Consider the following 24616-nt stretch of genomic DNA (forward strand, 5'->3'; position numbering starts at 1 on the left):
AAACAATGCATTAGTGAAGATGCGAATAAGACAGTAAACGTAAAAGAAATAGCTATAAGACATTGACATTAATAATATAATTTTTTAGTTTCTGTGAGAGGAATACTTAAGCGCACCTTCCCTAAAGCATGTTACTTAATGGTGATTTATTTCACGAGACTTGGACGTTAGTAGAGTTAGAATGAATATCAAACTAGAAAACCCTAAAGACATTTACGACAAAATCAATATTGAATTGTTAAAGCTAGTCACTAGCTTATCCCTAGAGTCATCAGATGAATCACTCAACAAAGCACAAGAGGATGCATGCGATAAAATTTTTGGTCTTCAAGTTAAGTTAAAAGACAAACTGGAAGAGCTTGAGCTAAACTCGGAGTGGAATACGTTTACAATAGCATTTTATGGTGAAACAGGTGCAGGTAAATCTACACTGATTGAAACGTTGCGCATACTTTTAAACGAGCCTACTAAGCTTGAAAAACGCGACGCATTCCGAAAACTCAAACATTCTTATGATCAGGCTATTTGTCAATTACCAGATATAGAAGAAAAACTATTTACATTAGATAAAGATTTAGAGCAGATAAATGAGCAACTGAATTCGCTGTCCAAGCAATATCAAAGAGAAGAAAGTCAGTTGGAGCAGGAGTTTGAAGTATCAGAAAAAAAACTTTGCATTGAACATCAAAAAGCTGCAGAAGCAGTACAAGCTCGAAAAAGCGAACTTTCAACCCTTAAGGACAAAGTTGCCGACTTACAGCGGTCAATAGTTCAAGAGAAAGCTCAAGCATCATTTTGGCAAAAAATAGTAAATATTTTCAAAAAACTTCCGGAAGAGCATGAGCTTTTAGCAGCTATCTCAAATCTCCCAAAACTTGAAGATATGCATGTCGCAGAGGAAGAAAAGTTAGCCGATGCACAACAAAAGCTGAGTGAGACACGCTCGCTACGCAAAGAAAGGAATGCTGATTTTATAAAAAAGTTTGACCTTCCTATAAAGGCTTTGGAGCGTGACAAAGGTCTAGTTGAACAAACCAAGAGCCTTACAAGTCAGCAACTTGAATCTACCTCGAAACAAGTTTCTGCTTTGGAGCTTGAGCTGAATAGCTGTGCAGATGGTAAAATTATTGGTGATGGTCGAGCGGACTATACTCGTGAAACATTAAGTTATCGCTTTGATATTGAACAGTGTGATTTTAATCTACTTGACGTGCCTGGCATAGAAGGTAAGGAAGCTCTTGTGGTCGATGAAATTGAAAAAGCGGTACAAAGTGCCCACGCTGTTTTTTACGTAACTAATAAAGCCGCTCCGCCGCAAACTGGTGATTCAGAACGTCAAGGCACATTAGAAAAAATAAAAACGCATTTAGGTACACAAACTGAGGTGTGGTCTATTTTTAACAAAAAAATCACGAATCCTAAATTTGCGTTTAAGAATACTGAGCTCCTTACCGATGATGAGCATGCAAGTTTAGTTGAAATGGATAAAAAAATGGCTGAACAGCTTGGTCGTAATTACCAAGGCTCATTTCCATTGACCGCCTTGACTGCGTTTATTGCCTCGACCGATTATTTTGCTCCAAATTCGGATATGTTAAGAAAGCGAAATAAATTTCTTGAGGATTTCTCAGCTGAAAGTCTTTTAGAGCGTTCACAGTTAAGTGCGTTCATTCAGTTATTAAAAAATGAGTTGTTAGTTAATGGCCAGAGTAAAATAAAGATAGCTAATTTCAATAAGATTAAAGGTGAGTTAGAACGTACTACTCATGATTTAGATGATATTGAAAAAGTTTATAAAGTGGTGGCGGAGGATGTTAGTGGTAATAGTGAAAGTGCGTGCCATCAATTGCAAGCTAGTTATGCAATTTTAAACTCTCAGCTGTATGGCAAAGGAAATGATCTTATTAGAACTACTGTACAAAATACCAGAAAGAATATATATAGTGAAATCGATAAAGATGTCAGCAAGGAGCAGTTTGAAACAAGCTTTGAAAGTCAAACTAATAAATGTGTTAACGACATTCAGGCTCAATTACCTAATGTAATTGAAACGTCTGTTAAAGAATTTGAATCTTCGGTAGTGTCAATTTTTGAACGCTTTAGTGAGTTAAGTGAAGACTTTTTGTCTGTTGCAGATCAGCTTGGAAAAAGCAAACTTGACGCTGAATTCAATATAAAACTCAATATGGATAGCGGACTCAAAAAAGGTGCACTTTTTGGTGCTTTAATAGGAGCTGCGTTGGCCCCATTCACAGCAGGTACAAGCTTATGGTTAACTGGAGCAGCTGCGTTTTCTGCCGTACTTGCTTTTGGAAAAGCTATATGGGGTTATTTCGATAACGATTTCAAAATGTCTGAACAGAAAAAGGCTGCTGATACGAATCTACGTAATTTAGAAGATAAACTAAAAAAAGCACTTCAAGATAGTCTAGATGAAGGTAAAAGCGATATGCAAGCTTCAATTTACAAGCTTCATACTGAACTTAAGGCACCAGCACAACAGGTGGTAAAAACTAAAGAGTTACTTGAGCGCTCGAACCAATCATTAAAATTACTTTCGAAGCAAATTGATCACATTGGAGAATGTTAATGAAAAGCACGCTGAATAGCTTTAAAGAGATTAAATTACTAGAACGGCTAAAGTCGTTCTTGGAAAAGGGAAAGGAAATCGGCATTGAGATTGATTCCGCATTTTTTAGTAAATTGCAAAGTAATTTAAAGAAGGTTGAGGGTGATAAACTAAAAGTTGCTCTTATTGGTGGCTTCTCGGAAGGTAAAACATCCATTGCAGCAGCCTGGATGGAAAAGCTTGATAAGTCGACGATGAAGATAAGCCATGAAGAATCGTCTAATGAAGTGAAAGTATACGAAGTGGGTAGTGACTTTGTACTGATAGACACTCCAGGTTTGTTTGGGTTTAAAGAACAAATCAATGCTGATACCAATACCATAGAAAAATACAAAGATATTACTAAAAAGCACGTAAGTGAAGCGCATTTGGTGCTTTATGTCATGAATTCAACCAATCCCATTAAAGAAAGCCACAAAGAAGATTTACAATGGTTGTTCCGCACGCTAAATCTATTGCCTCGAACTATCTTCGTGCTGAGCCGGTTTGATGAAGTTGCTGATGTCGAGGACGAGGTTGACTATCAGTCTAATTTAAAAATAAAGCGTGAGAATATCACTGGTCGTCTTCAGGATATGATTAACTTAAGTCATGAAGAGCTAGAAGCATTATCTATAGTTGCTGTCGCTGCCAACCCCTTTGACCAAGGAATAGATTATTGGTTAAGTAATATTGAAGAATTCAAAGCGCTTTCACATATTTCAAATTTACAAGAAGCCACTAATAAAAAAATTCAAGCATGTGGAGGAGTCGAAGAACTAGACTATGATATGCGCTCTAGCATCATAAGTGATGTACTTTACAAGCAATTGCCAGTTGCAATAGAAACAGATGAAAAAGTGTCAGAAGAAGTTGAAAAATTAAATGGATTACTAAAACGATTAGAGGGCCAGTTACAAACCACTGAACATCAAATTAGCGTGTCAAGGACGAATTTGAGAGACTTTATTACAAGTTACTTCACAGACCTGATTATGCAAGTTAAAGGGTGTAGCTTAGCGACATTTGCAGACTTTTGTGAACGTGAAATTGGTTCCGAAGGAATTGTTCTCAACCAAAAATTGCAAAGTGAATTTGATAGACAAATAGGGGCTATTACGCTTAATGTTGAAAAAATGAACGCAAGTTTTGATGGAGAAGTAAATCATTTTAATACGACGGTGAGAGAGCTAGGTAAAAGTGGTATAAATCATGCCCTTAAAGGTAACTTCATTAACAATCAGACGGTAATTGCAACACGAGATGGTATCGTTTCGGTTGCTAAAACAGTAGGCTTTGACATTAGTAAAGCTCTGAAATTCAAACCTTATGGCGCCTTAAATTTAGCAAAGGGTATAAATGGGGCGTTAGCATTTGCAAATATTGCTCTAGAAATTTGGGATTCCTATGACCAATATACAAAAGAACAGAAGTTCGTTAAAGCTGTTGGAAAAGTGGAAGAGGATTTCAAAAAGCAAAGGATAGAATTGCTAGAGTTAGTTGGTTCTGATGAGTTCAAACAAAAGTTTTTCCCAACCTACATAGAGCTAACAAACAAGTTGAACGAACTAAATGAGAACATTGCAGCAAGTAACGAACGCAAGAGTCTCTTTGCAAATTGGCGTGAAGAGGCGCTTTTGATTGAAGGCGAATTCAAAAACGGGTAACTGTCAGATCAAGTCTGAGCTAGTACAGATGTAGTAGCTCATATCCGATCTTACAGTTTAAAAGAACGGGTTTAGACTTCGCCTGACAGGCAATTTTGAGCGAACAGCGGTCATTGGAAAAGTTAAATTTATTCTAGTGCTTTGAGTAGAAATCTAATTTTGTCCAATAACATTATTAAACGCCGTTTTGGTGTGTTATAAGCTGTTAGTAAGACACGAATATTTCGCATATGGAGTTGCCAATGAATAACGAAACAAATAACCCTCGCATTAAAGAAGATGTTGAGCCAAAAGACCTAATTAAAATGCAAACTGAAGTCGGTTTAATTGAATCAATGCTTCAGTCGAAGACGCTCACAGCTATAGTCATCATTGCAATTATTTTGTTGGGTGGCTTTTTCATGTTCTTGTCCAAGGTGACAGGTTAGCCGCAACAGAATGTATTGCTAACAAGCATCTAAATCCTACATTGCCGGCAGCCACACTTTTAGCAAGCAACGCAAAAAGCCCGCCAGTGCAAGGCGTATTAGGCGAGCGTTAACAATGTCCCCAATTGGCACATAGCAGGCCGCCGGTAATTATTGAGTGATGCAATCCACGGCTAAAACTGACCAAGAATAGAAGTTCTTTATGTAATGAAAAATAAAGATGCGCTGTTGCTACTCCGCAAAGCATCGGCCTAAATAAACTCTACCTCGAAGTAAACCGATTAGCTTTCGTATAACAGATAGGCAAATTATCAATTCAAATCACTTACTGTAATAGATGTTTTCAAGCGATTTCTCGTTGTTTAAGAAATTTACCTAATAAAAAACATAATTATTTTTAGAGTGTAATTAAGTTAATAAATCTCAATTTAAGTGCCATATTTCATTATAAATCAATAAGTTCTCAACGCGCCGTGTATTCTCGACTTAAGTGGCACTGATCTAGTTTTGATCGGCGCCATATAACTTGAGAATCTCAGCCATGTAATAAGATTTCAAAACAATAACTTAGCTTGTGTTCTTTATCGGTACTGCGCCTCTTAAATTGAGAATTATTTATAGCTAAAAACTGCCCCAACACAAATTCTCATCCAGCCAAAAAGTTCTCATTCTGCCTTGCAGATTCTCATTCTGCCACTGAAGAACTCTGACTTGATTTTAATGAGCACATAATTAAGTAGATTCTGTATTCGGTAAATTAGTGGCGAACACTATACGCTAATATTTACTTAGTAAAAGTGTAGTAAATCGATTAGAAAATGGATTTTTAGGATAAAGAGAAATGAAGCCATTTAAGTGAAAGTTAAAATGCAGATATGCGAAGCTTCATTTGTAATGTTGAGTTAATTCAAATTTGGTTTGATTTAGGTTTAGTTATGGATGAAGTTACTAAACCTTTATTAAAAAAGGGAAAGTTAAACTTATTGATATTCAGTCGATTAGTTTTAGTGAACTGCCGGTATTGTTATTAATAAAGCATAGACCGAGAACATGTCTCGGCCTAAAAATTAAAGTTGAAATTACAAAGTACTAAATGTCGAGTGATAGCTGTTTGTTTTGCGTTTTCGCCAACTTCAAAGTATCACAATTAAGTATACGTTTTGAATTATTGCCATGAATGTAAACGGGCCTGAGCTTACCGGTATTAATCAACCTCATTAGTTCTACCTTTGGTATACCGGTGACTTCAGCTACGTTTGCAACGGACATCGTTTTATCTCTTATAAGTTGAGTATGTAATTTACAAAAGGTATCGAATGCTTCAGGCAAAACGTGTATGGAATGCATTAAGTCTAATGAAGGTTTGTATGTTATTGATAATTCTTTATTTTTAGCAGCTATCAGTACATCAGTTATACAGATATTATGAAGAGCCATAAAGCGACGTAGCTCAGAAAGGGGGACGTAATCTTTATTGTGGCTGAACTCGGCTAAAAAGGTATAAACACCTGATATTTCAACGCGAGTATCTGTTCTTAAGGCCTTTTTTGAATCAGTTCTTATCAATCCAACTTCGACTAAAAGAGCGATTTGTTTAAACGTTACCCCAATTATAGAGGAGGCTGTTTGAGCTTCAAACCAAAGCTGAGTTATGGGAGCTTTTGAACGAATATACTCGCTATTATACATTTCATATAGTGTGGATAATGACCCCCATTCACATAGCAAATTCTGAACAATAATTTCAATTTTGTGAAACTCAATGTTCAACGGTAGATCTGTTGGTACACGTTTAGCCCTTTCACTTAAGAATACTCTAGCACTATCTGGGTTATTAAGAATATCAGCCGCTCTATTTAATAATGTGGAGGTAATCTCCTTTGGTGGGAAACTCGTTCGTGTATTACTATCGTCAACTATCACTTTAGCTATGAGGTATGCATCGTGGACTTGTTCAGGTGATTTTAATTGACTATTCAATGGCATATGCGTTAAGCGTAAGCCGCACAAAGGTGATGTGCAGCGGCCATTTAGAAGATTAATGGTAAATTGCAGCGGTGAATTGCAATGAGGGCATTCGGATAACAGGGCACACTCATGAATAATACAGTGTCGTAAAAATGGATTTTGCCACTGGGCCCTAAAATACCCATATTGGTTAACACAATCTGGACAAACTTGTGGCGTTAGCAATCTCGCATGTGTCCAGCACTTTATCTTTAATGATGATAAAGTGCGAGTTATAGGAATAAGGTGATCAAGGAGTCCGTTCTTTGTTGATCTACCTTTGATGATACTGGTTAGCATAGCCTTATTGAGTACGCGAGATTCTGATTGTATGCCATTTCTTTTAAGTAAACGAAGTACATAACCAATACCTGACTCCGCTTCATAGTAAGAGGGTTTTATTGGGAAACGCATTAGCATAACCCCGAATAGAACTGACTTCTAAGGTTTTTATCTTGCTCATTTAGATATGCATCTAATTGTTTTTTTGTTAAAAGTTCATAATCAAATGGATTGACAGCCCCAATTGCATATTTCTCAAAGTTTTCAAATAAGGCTTCTATAAGCTGATCATAGTTTTTTGCATTTCGTGTGTTATTACGTAAAAATAAATCGCGCATTGTACTCATGGTGTGCTCACTGTACGCAAGGTAAATACGATCAAGTAGCTCACTGTGCTCATCCTTTGTTAAATTTGGCAACCCAACTTGTTGAATGAACCAATTACAACAGGCAATCCAGTTTTTCGTTTTAGGAAGGATTGGCTTAATTTCAATGGGGCGCATTTGTCGACGAGACATCTGCTCGTCATCGTCAAATTTACCGGCGGTTCTACCAAATGTAATAAGGCGCTTAGCACTGCTTGTACCGGCGAAAATAATCGAACAACGGATCTTGTTGCTATCGATCAGATAGCAAAAATATTTAATAATTCGTTGAAACTCTATCCCATCATAACTTGAGGCAATATTCTGAATTTCATCAAGAATGATTAGCTCCACTTCTAGGTCTTTGAGAAGTGAGATAAGTTGGGCATCCAATTCAGCTGCAGTAGTGCGAGAGTTTTGTGTTGTTCCCTCTAGCTCTGAAATTAAAAATCGAGTTATCTCTGCAGTACTTTTTTTAAACTCCTTAAAAGCGACATAAAAGATTGGTTTTGTCGTTTTTTCTGGCTTAGTAACAGGTAAAAACTGAGCGTGATACTGCTTTAATATATACGTCTTGCCAGCACCCGAGGCACCATAAATAAGTTGAGCTCGTTTATCCTCTGAAGGTACGTGATACATATTGTGGATTTCCGCTATCCTCTGCCATATCTTCATTTGAATGTCACATGCGAAAATTGTACTGGGCATAGTTACCATTGTTTTTCATTTCCTTCATCATCATTATAACGGGTAGAGGCCATTTCTCTGGTTTTGCTCACTATCGTATCTGCGTAGGTATCTTGTTCACCTGAGTGCGATATCTGTGATTTAAGTTCATTCACTTTATGAGATTTTTTTATTCGCTCTACAATGGATAAGTTCTCTTTCGTATTTTTATTGAAAGACGCTACCTTCGGGCCTCTGTGCTGTTTGCGTTTGGGCTTTTGCTTTACGAATTCAGTTATTTCACCGACATAGTGACCAGTAGGAGTATGGGAGAAAGTTTCTGTATATATTCCGAGTTGGGTCAGAGTTTGATTGCCATTTAATTCAGCAAAGCTGACTGGTAGTTTAGTATCATGATGGTCAATATTATCAGCCACTATTTCCACAGGATTGTTCTCGCCAGGCAGTGTTGCTTGAACTGTTACTTTTCTGGCATCTAGGTCGTCATGAAACACATAAACAGAGGGGTTTTCACCCAGCTCCATGTCTGTTTTAGTAGCCGCGTATAGTTGTTTTAGCTCATCACTGTAATAATCTTGACCTAAACATCTGATAGTTCCACGTTGCTGTAATTTATGTGAGGCCTGGGCTCTGGACACGTGGAAGCAATGTTGTAGCTGATCATATGTGAATGAAGGCATAGGCGTATCAATAATGGACTGATTCCATTTTTTGATAGGCGTATGGCCAGCCTGTTTATGGTGTTTGTGCATGTATTCTGTCAAAAATATATTCAGTAGCTTTGTAAAATCAGATACCTTTATATCCGCACGTTTAGCTAATGGAATTGTGTCGAGTGAGTTCGGGTTAGTACGTTTTCCTGAATAACTTTGAAATCCAATACTCGTCTCACCACTTTGCGTTTCAATCTTCATACCTGAAAAAAAGTGATCTCTTAATACGTTAAAAAATGACTCAATGAATGGCTTCTTAGCAGGTTGATTTGATGGTGTATAATGAATATTTAACTCAAGTCGCTCCGCAGCCTTTTTTATCAAACGATTATTAAACCCTGGGCCATTATCCATAATCAATGTAGTCGGTTTGCGTCCATTCATTGTAAGATTACTATCCGCCATAAATATTTGACGTAAAAGGTTAAGCCCACCGGCAGAGTTTTCAGGTTCAAAGCTAAGCACCACAGAGATAGGTGCGCGTGTGTATACGTCTATTGCTACATACAAAGAAATAGGCGGTGTCGGAAGGCCTGTTTTGTCGTCAATTAAACACATATTTAGCACAACACGGTCGCATTCAACGCGCTGCATTGCGTAATAGGTTTTTATTCGTTTACGTAGCGTTGTTAGTCGCTTATTGATTTCCGCTTGTGAAAGGCCTTTAAAATTAGCAAGTTTTTCGGCATCAGTAAGCTCTTGTAACCGGCGGTAAAAGGTGCGTTGTGATGCGATTTGAATCTCATTATTTTTCAAGCTAGCTTCTTGCGCTTCTCGTTTATAGTTACTGTAATATGCGCCTTTGAAAGCAGAGTTATTACACGAATAGACGGTAGCGATGTAGTGCTGTATGAAAGCCTCAGTGGCCGCATTTAGCCGTACAGGGCTATTGCGCTTCACTCCCGCAAGCGCCTCATCATTAAAATCTGATTGAACCCATACGCGCCAATGGCGACATACCGTTTTCCATTGCGGGTGTTTTGTGGCAATAGTTGCAGGATGTTGGCTCTCGACTCGTTTGATGAGCTCATCATATGTCTTCTTAGTTGTAGCAGGGTATCCTTCACTAACCAGTTCTTTCAAGATAGATTGATACATCAATCGTGATGTAACCGTTAACTTTTGATATTCTGTTAGTTCAATATGTGGATGCTGTGCGTTTCTTAATATAAAGCCTTGATCATCAATTGATTTCTCAAAGTCGTCTCGAGGTAATAGGCGCTTCTTAGTCTCTATACCATCACCGGAAAGGAGTATTGATGTACTGTCAACAAACGCAATAGATTCAACGTTACCGTACTTATTAGTCAAGTCAGTGCCCGTAGCATATCCGATCATTTGAGGTGACCTCGCATCAATGTAGTAGAGGCGTTTAACGGCTTCTCCATATCGAATTTATATACATTTGATGCAATTAGTCCATAAGCCTCTGACACTGGGTTTTTAGCTATACCCTCCAAGCATTCGATGAGTTGACCAAAGGTTAAATCTCCATCAGGCAGCATTGTTAATGGGAATGAATGCTCCGAGTAATACATTGTTATCAGATTCAGGTTCGCCATAAAGATAGTATTGAGCTTATCGACGATGATTAACCGTAAACCTATTTGTGCTTTTTTTCGGGTGTACTCATTAAAAAGATGAATTTTCGAGTGATACTCTTTATCAACCTGAGACTCATGATGAACTTCAATATATTCAGCGAAGCCAGAATGATATAGGACTAAGAAGTCGGGTGTATAGCGGTAAACTTTTTTGTCTATAGTCACTTCTATTTGCTCAGGCTGGGTGGCAAACAGCTTCACATTAGGGTCACATTCCAGTTTAAAAGCCAGGATCAGCTCCTGAAATGACTCGGGATTAAGTGCGCACTGATTTTTATGGGAGTAAAATCGTATAACAAATCGACCTCTGTGAACGTTAGCGTTCGTCTTTGTAACGGTCATAATTTTACCTCCCAAAAAATAAATGTCTTTACACTATAGATAATGGGTGATAAATTAAAAGGTTTATCTTTAGAATAGTTGTTCTTGGTAAGCATTTTTACATTATTCCTTTCGTCATAATTAGGCTTATCAATCCTTGGAGCCACTGAAAATTTTGTTTTATTTTCAAGGGTTAATCTCACTTTAAAATTCAAAAGTTAAGTTCAATGTTTTTTCTACGAGCAAATTATTTATTCTCAAAAAAAATTTATCTTTAAAGTACTGTGAAGGTTTCTCGAGTTGTTTTTACCTTATCCAAACCGATTTTATGTTTGTGTTTAACATGAAGTTGTTATGTTCAAGTAAAACACCCAAAGTGAAATTAGTATTCAGTGCTGCTCCTAAAAGCTTAAATTTAAAATTTCACACCTAGCCCCCAGCAAGGTTGATGCTTTTCAAAAGGCAGTCACTATGATTGCAGATATTACAGAAATAGAGAAGGTTAAACTGGTCAGACCTCTCGTTATCTTCTTTAAGTGTCTTTGATTTGGGTTTTAAAATTCATAAAATGCCAACGATATTAATTCTAGGTTAATTTAAGCATTTTTATTTTTTGTGTTTTTTAAGAAAAAAGAGGGGGTGTTCTTGTTTATTAAGTTAAGGTTAATGGAGGCTTAAATTTTTTTGTAAACAAGATGGAGTGACATATGAAACACAAGCCAGAAGGGTGGGTTGTTTTAACGTTTCAAACTATTGATAGCAAACCCTGCTATGTGTTGTTTTGTTCGTGGAAAAATGATGATGAATGGAGAGTAAGCTCAGGTTCAATGGTTCTACCCCACTTATCAGCCTGTGGGAATTATTAGATTTGGCCTCAAATATCAGGCTCTGTTTATGAGCTTCCCGTTGATGAAGAAAATGGCTATACCTTTTACACCGGCGCTGTATTAGATGAATTGTTAGTAAAAGGGTATCGCGATGGTACTAAGCTAAAGCGCATTGCACTTAAAGATATTATGGAAGATAAATAAGGCGATTAGCGCCTTCTAATCTGTCTATTTTACTTTTAAAGGTCATGAGCTCTACATTACGGTAGATACCTAGGGGCTTTGGTAGGCAAAGATGAGAATCTGTATTTTGTAAATGTTGCTAGTTTTACATTAAAAGCTAATAAATGAATACAGTAAAAGCTAATAAATGAATAGAGTATAGGTATAACTAACGCGCACTCCTTTAGTAATCCAGCCTAATAAAATTTGGCTAGTATCCAATGAGGTTCTGCTTGCGTTGCCGAAGGAGTTGATATTCTGGCTTCATTAATCTTTAATAAGCACAAATATTACTTCACAAAGGATTACTTATGGGAAAGGAACTCGATATTTATAAATTGCACAAACCAGATAGAACATACGATATAATTGACCTAGATATCGTATCGATGGCAGACCAAATTGCCGAAGAAAATAACCTCAGTTATAAAGAAGCAGTAATATTAGCCAAGATTGGCTTTCCAAGCGGCAAAACTAGAATAACGGATATAGTCAAAAACGGATTTAGCTGCAAAGTTGAAAAAGAAGCTTTATAGCAAGCCTACGACGTAAACTTATTTTCGAATTACCTTGTTTTGAACCATAAAGCGTATATTGCCCTAGGGAACTATCTGCAAGTTTACGGGGAATTTATACCGCTTAGGTGTGATAAAGAGCTAATTTTATTTAATCCACTCGTTTTCGAAGAAGAAGACGAATTTCTTACTGAAAAGGCTTACCTGAATGGTATTGAGGATGGCCTCAAATCCTTATCATTTAAATCAGACAAACATCTTGTTTTCAAATCATGCATTCAAGGCGGGACAGCACTTTATTGCAATGCTGAGTTTAAATCTCTGATTAATGAAAATAACTTAAGCGGACTTTCTTTTAATAGTGATTTAGTTAGCATTTTTGCTTAACAAGATAAGCGCGGAATGAATTCATTTAATAAGACCTAACCAAAACTGTCAGATTTGAACAAATAGAGTCAACCAAATCGAACAGACGCATTTGTGCCATGAGCTGCCTTTCCGATTTAACTCATTTCTGCCCCAAAACGTGTTGAGGCGAATGCCTTAAAAGAGCGATAACCGGTCATTGAGGATGGCTAAATTTAGGGCTAATTAATAGATAAAGTTGTGTCGTTTATTCATATAGTCAAGCAAACGAGCAACGCGTATATCCTACATTTAAATTTATTTAAAATCTTGAAATACCCTCGGTTATTTGTTGGAATGTGGATAGATGAGCTTGAAGTCAGCAAAAATATGCGTGATGAGCGCACTATTAAATTGTTAGGCGTTGCTGAACAAGGAGAGATATTCAATGGCTTTTGCCCTCGCACCAGATCAAGAAAATGCTTACCCATCACTCATTACGGCATTGTGCGCGCGCGATGCGTATACTAGAGGCCATTGTGACCGCGTCTGTGCGCTTGCGTTGGAAGTGGGGCGTGCGGCCGATTTGAGTGCCCCCTCATTAGATGACTTGCGTATTGCCAGTCAATTACACGACGTGGGTAAGATTGGAGTTCGTGATACTGTTCTCTCGAAGCCTGGAAAGCTCACACCTGATGAAAGGGAAGAGATAAAGGCTCACTCGGTTATCGGTGAGAGAATAATTAGTGAGACATTCCTGACAAACAGAGACGAGGTCGCGTCTATTGTCAGACATCATCATGAAGCATTTGATGGAAGCGGATACCCAGACGGACTGGCTGGTGCCGATATTCCCCTGAGTAGTCGAATACTTTCGATCATTGATGCGTATGATGCACTGACGACTAGCAGGCCATACCGCATGGCTAAATCGCACCTTGAAACTATGAATATCTTGAAGCATGAAGTGGACACGAAGTTTGATCCAAATATTTTTTTGTTGTTTACAAAAGTCATAAAGGCCAGTTCGGCACGTGCCTCGTAAACGCTCGTTCCTAGAATACGGTGAACGCTGCCTAAAAAGTCTCTGCAGATGACATTTGATCCGCCACCCACTTTTTTGCTAACGCAAAAGCAGGCGTTGTCTCAAATGCACCTGAGCTCAGGCGTTGCTAATGTCTGCAAATGGCACAGAGCCGTCCTTCGGCTCTAACTCATTTATGTCCATAAACGAGCTTGAAGACCCTCCTGTTTTGGCTCAGTGCCAATTCTAGTCATTAAAACGTAAAAACCTTAAAATAAGCTTAGCTATAATCCATAAATATCATTGCGTCTTCAAAATAGCCAACCTATTCGTAATCGTGACACATATCTACTCTTAAAAGCGTCATTCCACAAAATCATAGTTATGCAGTTCTTTACAGTAAGAACACATGAAATAACGCATATCTAACCGTTATCTTCTTCGAGCCAATCATTAATGTCATTTAATAATACAGGAAGCTGCTTTTCCAAAAGTGAAAACTCTTTTTCAATATCTAGTTGCCCCTTGCTTGCTTGTAATTCAATCTCTGCAAACAAACTTCTTAACCTGTCGGCGCTTATCTCACCACATAAACCTTTAAGAGAATGCGCAACTTGACGAACTTGTTCATAATTATGATCATCGACAAATTCTGTTAGTTGGTTAAATTTTTCAGGTGCTGTTTTAATAAACATAGTACAAATTTTAATAAGCAAAGCTTCTTTGTTAAGTAAACGAGAAAGTGCAGCACCATGATCCCATAACACTTCTTTTTCAGCCAAAATTTCAGTGACCGGATGTTCATTTTTTTCGTAATTAGATAATGCCCACTCTATTACTTTAGCTTGCGCCTCATTAGCTTGAATGGGCTTACTAATATAGTCGTTCATACCAACCGATAAACATTTTTCTTTTTCACCCATCATGGCGTTAGCTGTCATAGCAATAATAGGTATATTTATAAACTCATTACCAGCATCACCTGCACGAATTTTCTCACAGGCTTGGTAACCGTTTAAGATAGGCATTTGACAATCCATCAAAATACAGCATATTGGCTTTCCTGCTAAGCGACTAAGCTTTAATGCTTCTATAGCTTGTTCACCGTTACTTGCTGTTTTTACGTGAATTGGTAAAAACTCAAGTGCAGCTACTGCTACAGCGATATTTATCTCAGTATCATCAACAATTAATATACTGCACCCATCAATTTGCTCTAAAGTTCGTACTGGTATATCACTGTTTTCGCTTGCTTCTACTGTAAGCAACTGCAATTGATCAAGCTTACTCAGAGTTAATCCAATCGCTCTTAGTAAATCACTTTGTGTGAATGGTTTACTAATTGTCGTTATCTTACTTGAAATACCTTCAGGTAATGGCCATCCGGGTTTATGTAACACAACAATTTTAACGTTTGATTTATGGTGCATGAAGCCATCAATTATTTGTTCTAACTCACCATTTTTATTGTCTTCTGCATCTAAGAAAATAATGTCATAAGGTTCAGCAGTTATATCGGCTAAATCTTCAAAATTTGAGAGTTCTACCTCGCCCCCTTCATGACGAATTAACTGTCCTAGTAGCTCTTGAGATTCTTTATTATTATTAATAACTAAGACTTTTTTAGACAAATAATGGTTGTTCTGTGGTGTATTCTCACTACTTTCACTATCAATTATTATATCAAAACTGAACGTACTGCCCTTATGTGGGACCGAATTGACTTTTATATCGCCCCCCATCATCAGGCATAACTTTTTGCATATTGATAATCCAAGTCCCGTACCGCCAGACTCAGCGTTTATAGAGCTATCAGCTTGGTTAAATGCTTTAAACAGGTGCTGCTGGGCGCTATACTCTATGCCTACGCCGGTGTCTTGGACGCTAATAATTAATTTGTGTTTTTGATCCTCAATCTTTTCTGATTCAACTTTGATCTTTATGAAACCACGCTCTGTAAATTTAATCGCATTATTAATTAAATTATTGATTATTTGGGTTAACCTTAATGGGTCTGATACAGCTCGCTGGCAATTTAAACCTCGTGTATCAAGATAAACCTCAAGCTCTTTATCAAAGGCTAATATGGCGCACGATTCAACTAAGCCTTCAATCAAATATTTAGGATTAAATGTTCTAAAATTTAATTCAAGTTTACCCGCTTCAATCTTAGACAAATCCAATATATCGTTTATCAACAGGTTTAAATTAGTGGCACTTAACTCCATCATACTAATCAACCTACGTGATTTTTCTGGTAATTCTTCACGCTTTAAAATATTCAATGTTCCAATCACACCATTAAGAGGCGATCTTAGCTCATGGCTGATATTAGAAATAAACGCGCTTTTTAGATCACTATTTTTGATAGCCAGATCTTTCGCTTCAGCAAGATCTTGCGTTCTGTTTCTAACTTTTGACTCAAGCTCAGAGTTCAAACGTTTTACCTTAATTTCAGCCGCTTTCTCTTTACTAATATCCCTGATAATAAGCGCGAGGCCATTGAGTACAAGCTGTTCAGAAAATACCGGGCTTACAGAGATAGCAAAAAAGTAGGATTGCCCATTTACCTCTATGGACCGTTCATCTTTGATTTGTGGCTTCGAGCTTTCCAAATCGGCTATATACGTATCTATCGGCAGTTGTTGGAGTAATATCAGTTCATTGGTATGCCTACCTATAGATAAAGCTCTAGACGTTGATAATAATCGCTCTGCACTAAAGTTAAGGCTGGTTAGTTCACCTTGAAGATTTAATCCAACAATGGCATCAATTGAACCATCGACAATGGCAGAAGACTCCCTACGTGCTTCAGCTAGCATTTGGCTTCTGGTTGCATTTCGATAAAAAGTAATAAGCAGTATTACAGTAAAGAAGATAATTACCAATAAAAAGCCATAAGTCAAAAGCCGTTTATCACTAATCATCGTATCGATATACTGCTTTGAAACGACAGTACTTAAATCAATATAACTAAACTTTTTTCCCGGTCGCATTTGAACTGTATCGGAAAACATATAGTATTGATCACCCGCTTTTTGTTTCGAATCCACACGATAAAGTCCTTGATATTGGATCGGCTGCTCATATAGCGTATCCCATGTGATGTTCGGTGCTAAATCTCTTGTAAATCGATACTTTTCGATAGGGTGATATAAAAAATCGCCTTCAGAGCTGCTAATTATAAGCTGAGAATAGTCAAACACTGTGGTTGTTAATTTTTCAATTAAGGTATTTGCGCTAACGTTCATAATTAAAAAAGCAAAGCGTTTACCTTCTTCACTGTAAATAGGGATAGAAAACCGTAACATCGGCTTGTATGGAAATGTCACTTCTCGAAACTCGCGATTCAACGACATAGGCGATAAATATATTTGCTTAGCTTCAAGCTGCGAACTCGGTAAAAAATACAGCTCCCCACTTTTGGGTTGTAACGAATAATCTGCTACAGCCTCAACTGAAGCACCTCGGCGCTGCACACGAATAAGCTCTTCCCCTGAGGCTGTAATAGCAATAATACGTAGTTGCTCAACATTTAAATTATTTTCCATAAAGCCAATAAAGATAGTTTCTAACTGCTCTTTCCACTGTGCATAAGTGGTTCCATCATATGGATCTATACCATTGTTATAATGAGCTCTGGGTAACCCTGAAATAGGTGGTGTAGAATGCAAAAAACTAAGATCCGATTTTGATCGGGATATAAATGAAGTCACAACTTCTTTCAATCGCAGGTTTGTTGCTGTAAACTCGTCCTCTATTTGTATTAACACACCTTTTTTTACATGCATTTCAAATAGTAAAACAGCCAAAACCAACAACAGACCAAAAAAGAACGTGATCCACCTAAGAAACGTCTTTGAAGATACAACTGACTTATTTGCTTTCATGGAAATATTCATTTTTAGCCTTTTGTTACTAATGCTTAGTTAGGGGATTACACCACTTTAATAGTACCGCTCTTAAACACTCATAACTTATTGGTTTGCCCATAAAATCATCCATACCAGATTCAAAACAACGCTGCTTATCGCTACCTAGTACATTTGCAGTTAAAGCTATTATCGGTGTTGTTAAAAAAGCTGGCATCGTTCTAATTTTAAGTGTTGCTTGAGGCCCATCAAGTACAGGCATTTGCATATCCATAAAAATAATATCAAACGCACACATTTCGCACTGTGTAATCGCCTGCTCACCATCACCGGCTATATTGATACAAGTGATATTAAACTCTTTCAAAAGCGCTTCAATAACAATTTGATTAATCTCATTATCCTCAACAACTAATACGTTTAAGTTAGATAGATCAATCTCTTGCGGTGCTGATAATTTAGTATTTTCATGTTGTCGACTCGCCTGTTTATCACCCCTTTGAGTCTTTAATTCAAAATAGAAGAGCGAGCCTTTACCAAGCTCACTTTCTACCTTTAAAGGCGCATCCATGAGCGCTAATAACTTACTGGTAATCGCTAAACCGAGGCCTGTTCCGCCAAATCGGCGTGTAATCGAAGTATCTGCCTGTGAAAAAGCCTCAAAGAGTGTATCAATATGCTCGTGTGATATACCTATACCAGTGTCCGACACACCAAACGACAATATAAGCTCATTATTCACCTCTTTCTGAACATTTACATTTAATGCAACACTTCCTCTTTCAGTAAATTTAATGGCATTGCCTAACAAATTTATAAGTACTTGCTTTATGCGTGTTTCATCTCCTGCAAAAATAATATTCTCTTCGTCTGTCGGCGATGAAACAAAAAGCTGCACTTGTTTTGCATTTGCTTGTTCACTAAATAGTAGCTTTAACTCATCTAGCATTTTATGTAAATCGATTGATTGGTTTTCAAGCTCAACTTTTGTGGCTTCAATTTTACTCAAATCGAGAATATCATTGATGATAACTAACAGGCTGGCGCCTGAAGACTGAATAATCTCTAACATTCTTGCTTGTTTATCTGTCAAAGAGGTATTGCCAAGCTGTCGCGCCATCCCCAAAATTCCATTCATAGGAGTGCGGATCTCATGACTCATATTTGCCAAAAATTCAGATTTGACCTTAGAAGTATGTTCCGCTGCTTTTTTTGCAGAAATAAAGTCTGTACTTAACGCCCTGAAACGATTTGCAGCACCCGCTAACACACCGATTTCATCTTTGCGTGTTAAATCGTGAATGGGCGCCGATAGGTCACCATTAAGAAAGCTTTGAAAACTTTTGGTCAATAGTTTAATCGCATGTGCTATATGAAAGTGAAAAAATAACGCTAGTCCAATGATATACAAGATAGCGCCTACTCCGAGTAGCTGTAAAACATACTCTGTTTTTGAAATACTAACTGAGCCGGTTTCTTTTATTGTAATTAAACGTGACAGTGACTGCTCTCTAAGTGTATTTGCTAATGCACTAAACTCAATGGCATCACCCGCCATAACAACATTAACTAGACTTAAATAGTTACGATTTGCTTGGACGCTTTTAGTAAAAGCTTGCTGGTAATCTACAGCTAACTGAACTGTTGGGTTTTCGATCCTGTTTTGCTGCTTTTGCAAAGCTAATTCGGAGCTTGAAAGACTTTGCAGCGCCTTAATGACTTGTTGACGCTTAGAATAGTCCTTTTTAGTTAAATAAAGCTGCGCATTGTGGTGTAATGTGTGCCATATATTTATATTTTGCGTAATTAGCAACTTATCTTTTAAATCTGCGGTCAGTTGCAGTAAGCCTGTTAAATGGGCAACAGCGCCTAAATAAATACGTGGCAGCTCTGTATCTATCAATGCTGTTTTTATATTATAGCGCTTTTTTAGCACGCTTAGATTATCACCATACCTAAGCACGAGTTCAGACATGGCATCAATATAAATTTTATCGTCAACTTCATTATTTTTTTTATCTATTGCTTTTAAACGCTGGTCAATACTTTGGTAGTTCTCTTCAATCTTAGCAAATACCGCATCACTCCCTGATGCGCCATAGACCGAAATATCACGTTGCATTTCAACAATATCTTTGTTTATTCGTAAAATACCAATGGCATGACTACTAATATCCGTAATATTATTTACCGATGTATCAATTGCTTCTAAGCGTTTATCCATGACGATGTAGCTGATACTGAGTGTAATTACCACCAGTGCTAACGCTAATGTCATTTTCGCTGCAATAGAACGCGATATTAAATGTACCAAACGACGTCCTTAAGCATTAAGTAGTTCATACCATTTATCTAAACTATAATCGTAATTTTGCATTACGGTATTCCACACAGCTATATTTGAAAAACGTTTAATATAACTTCCACCATCGCGAGTCTGGCCAGCTTGTACAGAAATTTTACCATCCGTTCCAATCAGCTCAGTGGTTGCTTCTTTTCCCTCGTACCAATAATCCCACTCAGGCTTAGACATTAACGGCTGGCTACGCTGTGGGTTAGATATATAGTAACCTTGTCGAGCAATAAAGGCTCCAGGATAACCAGATAGCCACCAATTCATATATTCATAAGCCGCATCTTTTACATGCCCCGAGGTATTAGCAGATAAACACATAACACCATGCCAAGCACGATACCCTTCCTTCGGGGATGCATTGACAACAGGGATACCTTGGCCTCTACAGGCACTCACACCCGGTGAAAACATACTTTGGATATTCACGCGTTTTGTCTTCATAAAATCCACTGACTGCGGTACTGATGTCCAGAAACCAGAAAAGTGGCCTTGCCTTTTTTTCGATAATAAAATTGCAAACAATTTATCTATTTCGTTAATACTCATGTTGCCAATATCGTTAAAAGTCATCAGGCCTTGGCCCTGAGCAGCAAGCGCAGCATCAAATATGCCTATTGTTGGGGCATTAACAAGGCCCACTTTTCCTTTATTTTTATCATCCAGCAACCAAGACCAAGACTCTGTTTCATAGGCTTGTCCTTTTTCGATGTAATCGGTGTTATAGCCAAATGAGTCAACATTGTGGACATATGGCATAAAGCTTATTTTTTTTGTAGGTGTACTTGCTAATGAACCATCATTTTGAACAAATAAAATTTTGTTTGGTGCATCACCTGCACCTAGTTTGGCAGAGGGGGTTATTTTGCCTGTTTTAGTAAGGTCATTAATTTCATTCCAGTAAACAAGCCTATCTACGTCTATTGGTTGAATAGCACCAGCTTGCCATAGGATATTGATTGAATCTGACCACTGTTCATAAAGGTCAAAAGAAGTTGGATCCGCAGCAGCTTTTTGTAAAACAGCAGCACTCCCCATAGGTATAAATTGTAAATTTATACCTAGCTCTCGCATGGCTCGCTGACGAAGCTCTTCTTGCAGTGTAACGTGAGTGCCCATGACGCGCAAAGTTGTCACTTTTCTCGCAAATACATAAGGCGCTTTGAATGCGAGTGTTGATACCGCTGCTCCTGCACCCACTGTACGCAGGAAGTGTCTACGATCAGGTGAATAATTCATTATTATTTATCCAATACCAATTTACCTAAGAGAAAAGTATAGACTAAACAATAAAAAAAACAGCAAATTAGCTCCTCATAATTAAAATTACAAGGAGCCAAATTAAACAACCTGTAATTTATAGCAATTACGGCCATCTCGCTTGGCGCAATATAGTTCTTCGTCAGCCAATGAAATCAACTTATTAAGCCCCATTGTGCTCTGTTTCTGACTTGTTACTCCGCCAATACTAACAGTAACGTGCCCAATGGATGATTGACTATGCTCAATATTTGACTCATTAATTTGTAGAATTATTTGTTTGCATACGTGCGTCATCCCTTTAATGTCGGTATAAGGTAGAACAATCAGAAACTCCTCACCTCCAAATCGAATCGTTACGTCATGAGGCCTTTTTAGCGTATTGGCAAACACGTCTGCAATTTGTTTTAAACAAATATCACCTTGAAGATGACCATAATGGTCGTTATAAAGTTTAAAATGATCAATATCGATCATTAACACACTAAACGGCTTTTTGTCACGCTCAGATTGTTTCAGCGAATTACAGACTTCTTTTTCTAGATAGTGACGATTATAAAGTCCTGTTAGAGAATCTTTATAAGTTAAATCCATCAACACTTCCAAGCGCAGCTTATTCTCTACATGATTTGTAGTTCGATGTATTAGCGTTGAAGCAATTACTGGTTTACCAATAAAGTCTGCTGCACCAGCTTCCCAACAAGCATTCTGAGAATCAGTGTCATAAGTTGCAGTAATAAATACAATAGGAACGTGCTCAAACAATATATTCTGCTTTAACGCTCTGCATACATCTAAGCCACTAATGTCTGGCAAATTTACATCCAGTAAAATGAGATCTGGGATATTGGATTTGCAATAATCTAACGCTTGTAAGCCCATAGCTTGTGTTTCGACTTCAAAGTAATCTTCCATGATAGCCTGTAGTGAAAAACGAATTATTTCATCATCATCAACAATTAATATTTTACATTGCGTTAATGGCTTAAGATCTAGGTGCATATATTTCCTTTATTTTTGGCTTGAGTCAGCACCTCCATCATCTCTAAAAAGGGCATTGGTTTACCTAGCAAGTATCCCTGACCAATCGCACAACCTAGAGATTGTAACTTCTCTCTTTGTTGGCTTGTTTCAATACCTTCAGCCACGATCTGTAAGTTCAAAGAATTGGCTAAATCGATAATTGCAATAACAATATCAAGCGATTGAGAATCAGTGAGCATATCGCGCACAAAAGACTGATCAATCTTCAGCACATCAAGAGGAAATAGTCTCAAATATGACAGACTAGAATACCCAGTGCCAAAATCATCAAGCGCAAGGCTAATCCCCATATCAGCGATCGCCTGTAATTGCTTTATCGTTTGTTCAAAATTATCAATCAGTGCTGATTCGGTTACTTCCAGCTCTAAATAACGACTTGGTAGCTTAGTTTTTTCTAATATCGATGCAACCGTATCAACCAGCGAAATACCAGTGAATTGTTTAGCTGAAATATTAACAGCGACTTTCTTTGGGTATCCTGCATCAAGCCACTTTTTAGCATCAATACAACTTTGCTCCAAAACTTGTTCACCTAAACGGTAAATTAGTCCTGATTCTTCGGCATATTCAATAAAATTAAGTGGAGATATAAATTCTCCAGTGTCATCTTTTAGCCTCACTAATCCTTCAGCACCAATAACGTCGTTAGTCACTAAGTCATATTTTGGCTGATAAAGCACAACAAGATCATTGTTATCTAGCGCGTTGCGTAAGCAATTACCCACTTTTAAACGCTTAGTCATTTCAACTTGGAGATCATGACTAAAATAATAATAGCTATTAGCGCCTTCTTGTTTTGCTTTATACATTGCTGAATCTGCATGACGAAGCATTTCCTCGACACTTGATGCATCATCAGGATACACACTTATCCCCAAGCTTGCTGAAAGGACATGTTGTTCATCAGCTAATCTGAAAGGTTTAGCAATGACATCTAGCACTTGACTAACAAGCGGTTCAAGACCGAATGTATCTTTTTCATAGGGAACAACAAGTGCAAATTCATCCCCACCAACTCTTGCAACAGTAATATCATTACATGCAAATTTATCAAGGCTATGACCTATATGGGCAATTATTTCATCACCAATATGATGCCCTAACGCATCATTTATGTACTTAAATTTATCTAAGTCAAGAAGCAACAGGCTCACTTTTGTATTATTAAATGAGGCTCTAGCTATTCCTTGAGTTAATCTGTCATGCAACAATACGCGATTGGGTAATGCAGTTAGTTGGTCGTGATGGGATAAATAAGTCATTTGAACTGACATAGCAAGAACTTCGCTAACATCTTGAAAAACCATTACTGCACCACGCTTATTACCATCTTTATCTAATATTGGAGCCGCACTATCTTCGACTCGGTACAACATACCTTGCCGACTAATTAACTGTGTGTTTATAGCCATAGCAACAGGCCGATTTTCCTTCAGAGCAACTGATAAAGGATTTATAGAAGGTATTTTAGTTGAGGTATCTCTCAGTATCATCACTTCTTCAATATGCCGCCCTCTAGCCGCAATTTGTGACCAACCGGTTAGACGTTGCGCTACTGGATTTAGGTAAGTTATACACGCATGCTCATCAGTAGAAATAACACCATCAGCAATAGAGTCTAACGTGATCCGTAAGTGCTCTTTTTCAGCAGCCAAAGCTGCTTTAGTGCGCTGAATAGTTTTTTCTTGAATTCGAATTTTTGCATGGTTTTCAACCCTCATTCGGCATAAAGTTAAATTCAAAGGTTTAGATATGAAATCAATAGCTCCAAATGAAAGCGCTTTTTGCTCGATTTCAGGATCATTATGAGAAGTGATGACCAAAACGCGTAAGTCAACAAGGTGAGGTCTTTTTTGTATTTCGAGTAATATGTCAAACCCACTAACATTGGGCATTTCTAGATCGAGTAAAAGTATATCTGGTATAAACTCTTCAATAAGAGCGATGGCATCCTCACTTTTATTACATGAACAAATAACCCCAACATCATCCAGAACATGCTCTAGTTGCAAGGTGTTGATCTCTTCATCATCTATAACAAGAATTTTACAAAGCTCTGCCATATAACCACTCTTCATAATTAAATTTCCTAAGATAATTAAGAATAGCTAATCTTTATAAAAAGCGACAGGCTCTCATTTAGGAAAAAATCGATCGCAACCATCCTAGATGGTTTCAAACTAAGAACATACCAAGACAATTTATTAAAAATTAGTTTTTACACAGTCTGTGCCATGAGCAGTCATTCATGATTAACTCGTTTCTGTCCAAAAACGAGTTTACCCGACCCTCCGCTTTTCGCTCAAATAAGACCCCGAAAAATGGCTCATATAGCTATCTAGGCCAACGCTTTCAAAAACAGAAGTATATTTCCGATAACTACCTTTGAATTCCTATAAACGGAAGTTTGCTTCCGAAATATAGCAATATTGGGTTAGAAACCGGAAGTTTACTTCCGTTTTGTACTTTAAG

The 24616-nt window shown here is 37.6% G+C and carries 15 protein-coding genes; 6 read left to right on the top strand and 9 right to left on the bottom strand.

The genetic code is table 11. From position 1 onward, the window contains the following. The first annotated feature begins 181 nt into the window (after nt 1-181). The 3 genes from MTN96_RS30540 to MTN96_RS30550 all read left to right on the top strand — a co-directional run bounded on the left by MTN96_RS30540 (nt 182) and on the right by MTN96_RS30550 (nt 4703). The gene (locus tag MTN96_RS30540) at nt 182-2590 is read left to right on the top strand and encodes a hypothetical protein (protein WP_248533961.1); all 2409 of its coding nucleotides are present in this window, start codon (nt 182-184) and stop codon (nt 2588-2590) included. Further along, nucleotides 2590-4275 carry a LeoA/HP0731 family dynamin-like GTPase gene (locus tag MTN96_RS30545; protein WP_248533963.1) on the top strand — a complete coding sequence of 562 codons (1686 nt, stop codon included), beginning with the start codon at nt 2590-2592 and terminating at the stop codon, nt 4273-4275. The genes MTN96_RS30540 and MTN96_RS30545 overlap by 1 nt, the downstream gene beginning before the upstream one ends. 242 nt (nt 4276-4517) lie before the next feature. After that, nucleotides 4518-4703 (top strand): hypothetical protein, encoded by a 186-nt coding sequence (locus MTN96_RS30550; RefSeq protein ID WP_024594843.1) that lies wholly within the window; start codon nt 4518-4520, stop codon nt 4701-4703. Between the two features lie 1089 nt (nt 4704-5792). Here the strand turns inward: MTN96_RS30550 and MTN96_RS30555 are convergent. From MTN96_RS30555 to MTN96_RS30570, 4 genes are read right to left on the bottom strand one after another with little or no spacing between them, the layout of a single operon-like run. Continuing rightward, nucleotides 5793-7124, bottom strand: coding sequence for a TniQ family protein (locus tag MTN96_RS30555; RefSeq protein ID WP_248533965.1), 1332 nt, complete (start codon nt 7122-7124; stop codon nt 5793-5795). Next, on the bottom strand, nt 7124-8074 hold the full coding sequence (locus MTN96_RS30560; protein ID WP_024032700.1) for a TniB family NTP-binding protein: 951 nt from the start codon (nt 8072-8074) through the stop codon (nt 7124-7126). The genes MTN96_RS30555 and MTN96_RS30560 overlap by 1 nt, the downstream gene beginning before the upstream one ends. Beyond that, nucleotides 8068-10095 carry a DDE-type integrase/transposase/recombinase gene (locus MTN96_RS30565; protein ID WP_096042865.1) on the bottom strand — a complete coding sequence of 676 codons (2028 nt, stop codon included), beginning with the start codon at nt 10093-10095 and terminating at the stop codon, nt 8068-8070. Before MTN96_RS30565 ends, MTN96_RS30560 begins: the two co-directional genes overlap by 7 nt. After that, nucleotides 10092-10703 (bottom strand): TnsA endonuclease N-terminal domain-containing protein, encoded by a 612-nt coding sequence (locus MTN96_RS30570; RefSeq protein ID WP_055253882.1) that lies wholly within the window; start codon nt 10701-10703, stop codon nt 10092-10094. Before MTN96_RS30570 ends, MTN96_RS30565 begins: the two co-directional genes overlap by 4 nt. Nucleotides 10704-12042: 1339 nt before the next feature. Here MTN96_RS30570 and MTN96_RS30575 point away from each other — a divergent pair. The 3 genes from MTN96_RS30575 (at nt 12043) to MTN96_RS30585 (ending at nt 13636) form a co-directional block, all read left to right on the top strand. Beyond that, the gene (locus MTN96_RS30575) at nt 12043-12267 is read left to right on the top strand and encodes a hypothetical protein (protein ID WP_055011434.1); all 225 of its coding nucleotides are present in this window, start codon (nt 12043-12045) and stop codon (nt 12265-12267) included. A gap of 39 nt (nt 12268-12306) precedes the next feature. Continuing rightward, complete coding sequence (locus MTN96_RS30580; RefSeq protein WP_055011433.1) at nt 12307-12633, top strand: hypothetical protein; 327 nt, start codon at nt 12307-12309, stop codon at nt 12631-12633. A gap of 406 nt (nt 12634-13039) precedes the next feature. Further along, a complete protein-coding gene (locus MTN96_RS30585) occupies nt 13040-13636 on the top strand; it encodes an HD-GYP domain-containing protein (protein WP_004589546.1) in 597 nt (198 codons plus the stop codon). Between the two features lie 404 nt (nt 13637-14040). Here the strand turns inward: MTN96_RS30585 and MTN96_RS30590 are convergent, their stop codons facing one another. The 5 genes from MTN96_RS30590 to MTN96_RS30610 form a co-directional block, all read right to left on the bottom strand. Further along, nucleotides 14041-17517 (bottom strand): ATP-binding protein, encoded by a 3477-nt coding sequence (locus MTN96_RS30590; protein ID WP_248443010.1) that lies wholly within the window; start codon nt 17515-17517, stop codon nt 14041-14043. Nucleotides 17518-17533: 16 nt separating this feature from the next. Beyond that, nucleotides 17534-19801, bottom strand: coding sequence for an ATP-binding protein (locus tag MTN96_RS30595; protein ID WP_248473964.1), 2268 nt, complete (start codon nt 19799-19801; stop codon nt 17534-17536). A 9-nt stretch (nt 19802-19810) separates the two neighbouring features. Then, entirely contained in the window at nt 19811-21079 is a 1269-nt protein-coding gene (locus MTN96_RS30600; RefSeq protein ID WP_248443012.1) for a PotD/PotF family extracellular solute-binding protein, read from the bottom strand. 102 nt (nt 21080-21181) lie between these two features. Beyond that, a complete protein-coding gene (locus MTN96_RS30605; RefSeq protein ID WP_248443013.1) occupies nt 21182-22102 on the bottom strand; it encodes a diguanylate cyclase in 921 nt (306 codons plus the stop codon). After that, nucleotides 22093-24222: an EAL domain-containing protein gene (locus MTN96_RS30610; protein ID WP_248443015.1), complete on the bottom strand. Its 2130-nt coding sequence runs from the start codon at nt 24220-24222 to the stop codon at nt 22093-22095. Before MTN96_RS30610 ends, MTN96_RS30605 begins: the two co-directional genes overlap by 10 nt. Nucleotides 24223-24616 lie beyond the last annotated feature (394 nt).

This window comes from Pseudoalteromonas sp. 2CM28B (genome assembly GCF_023161935.1).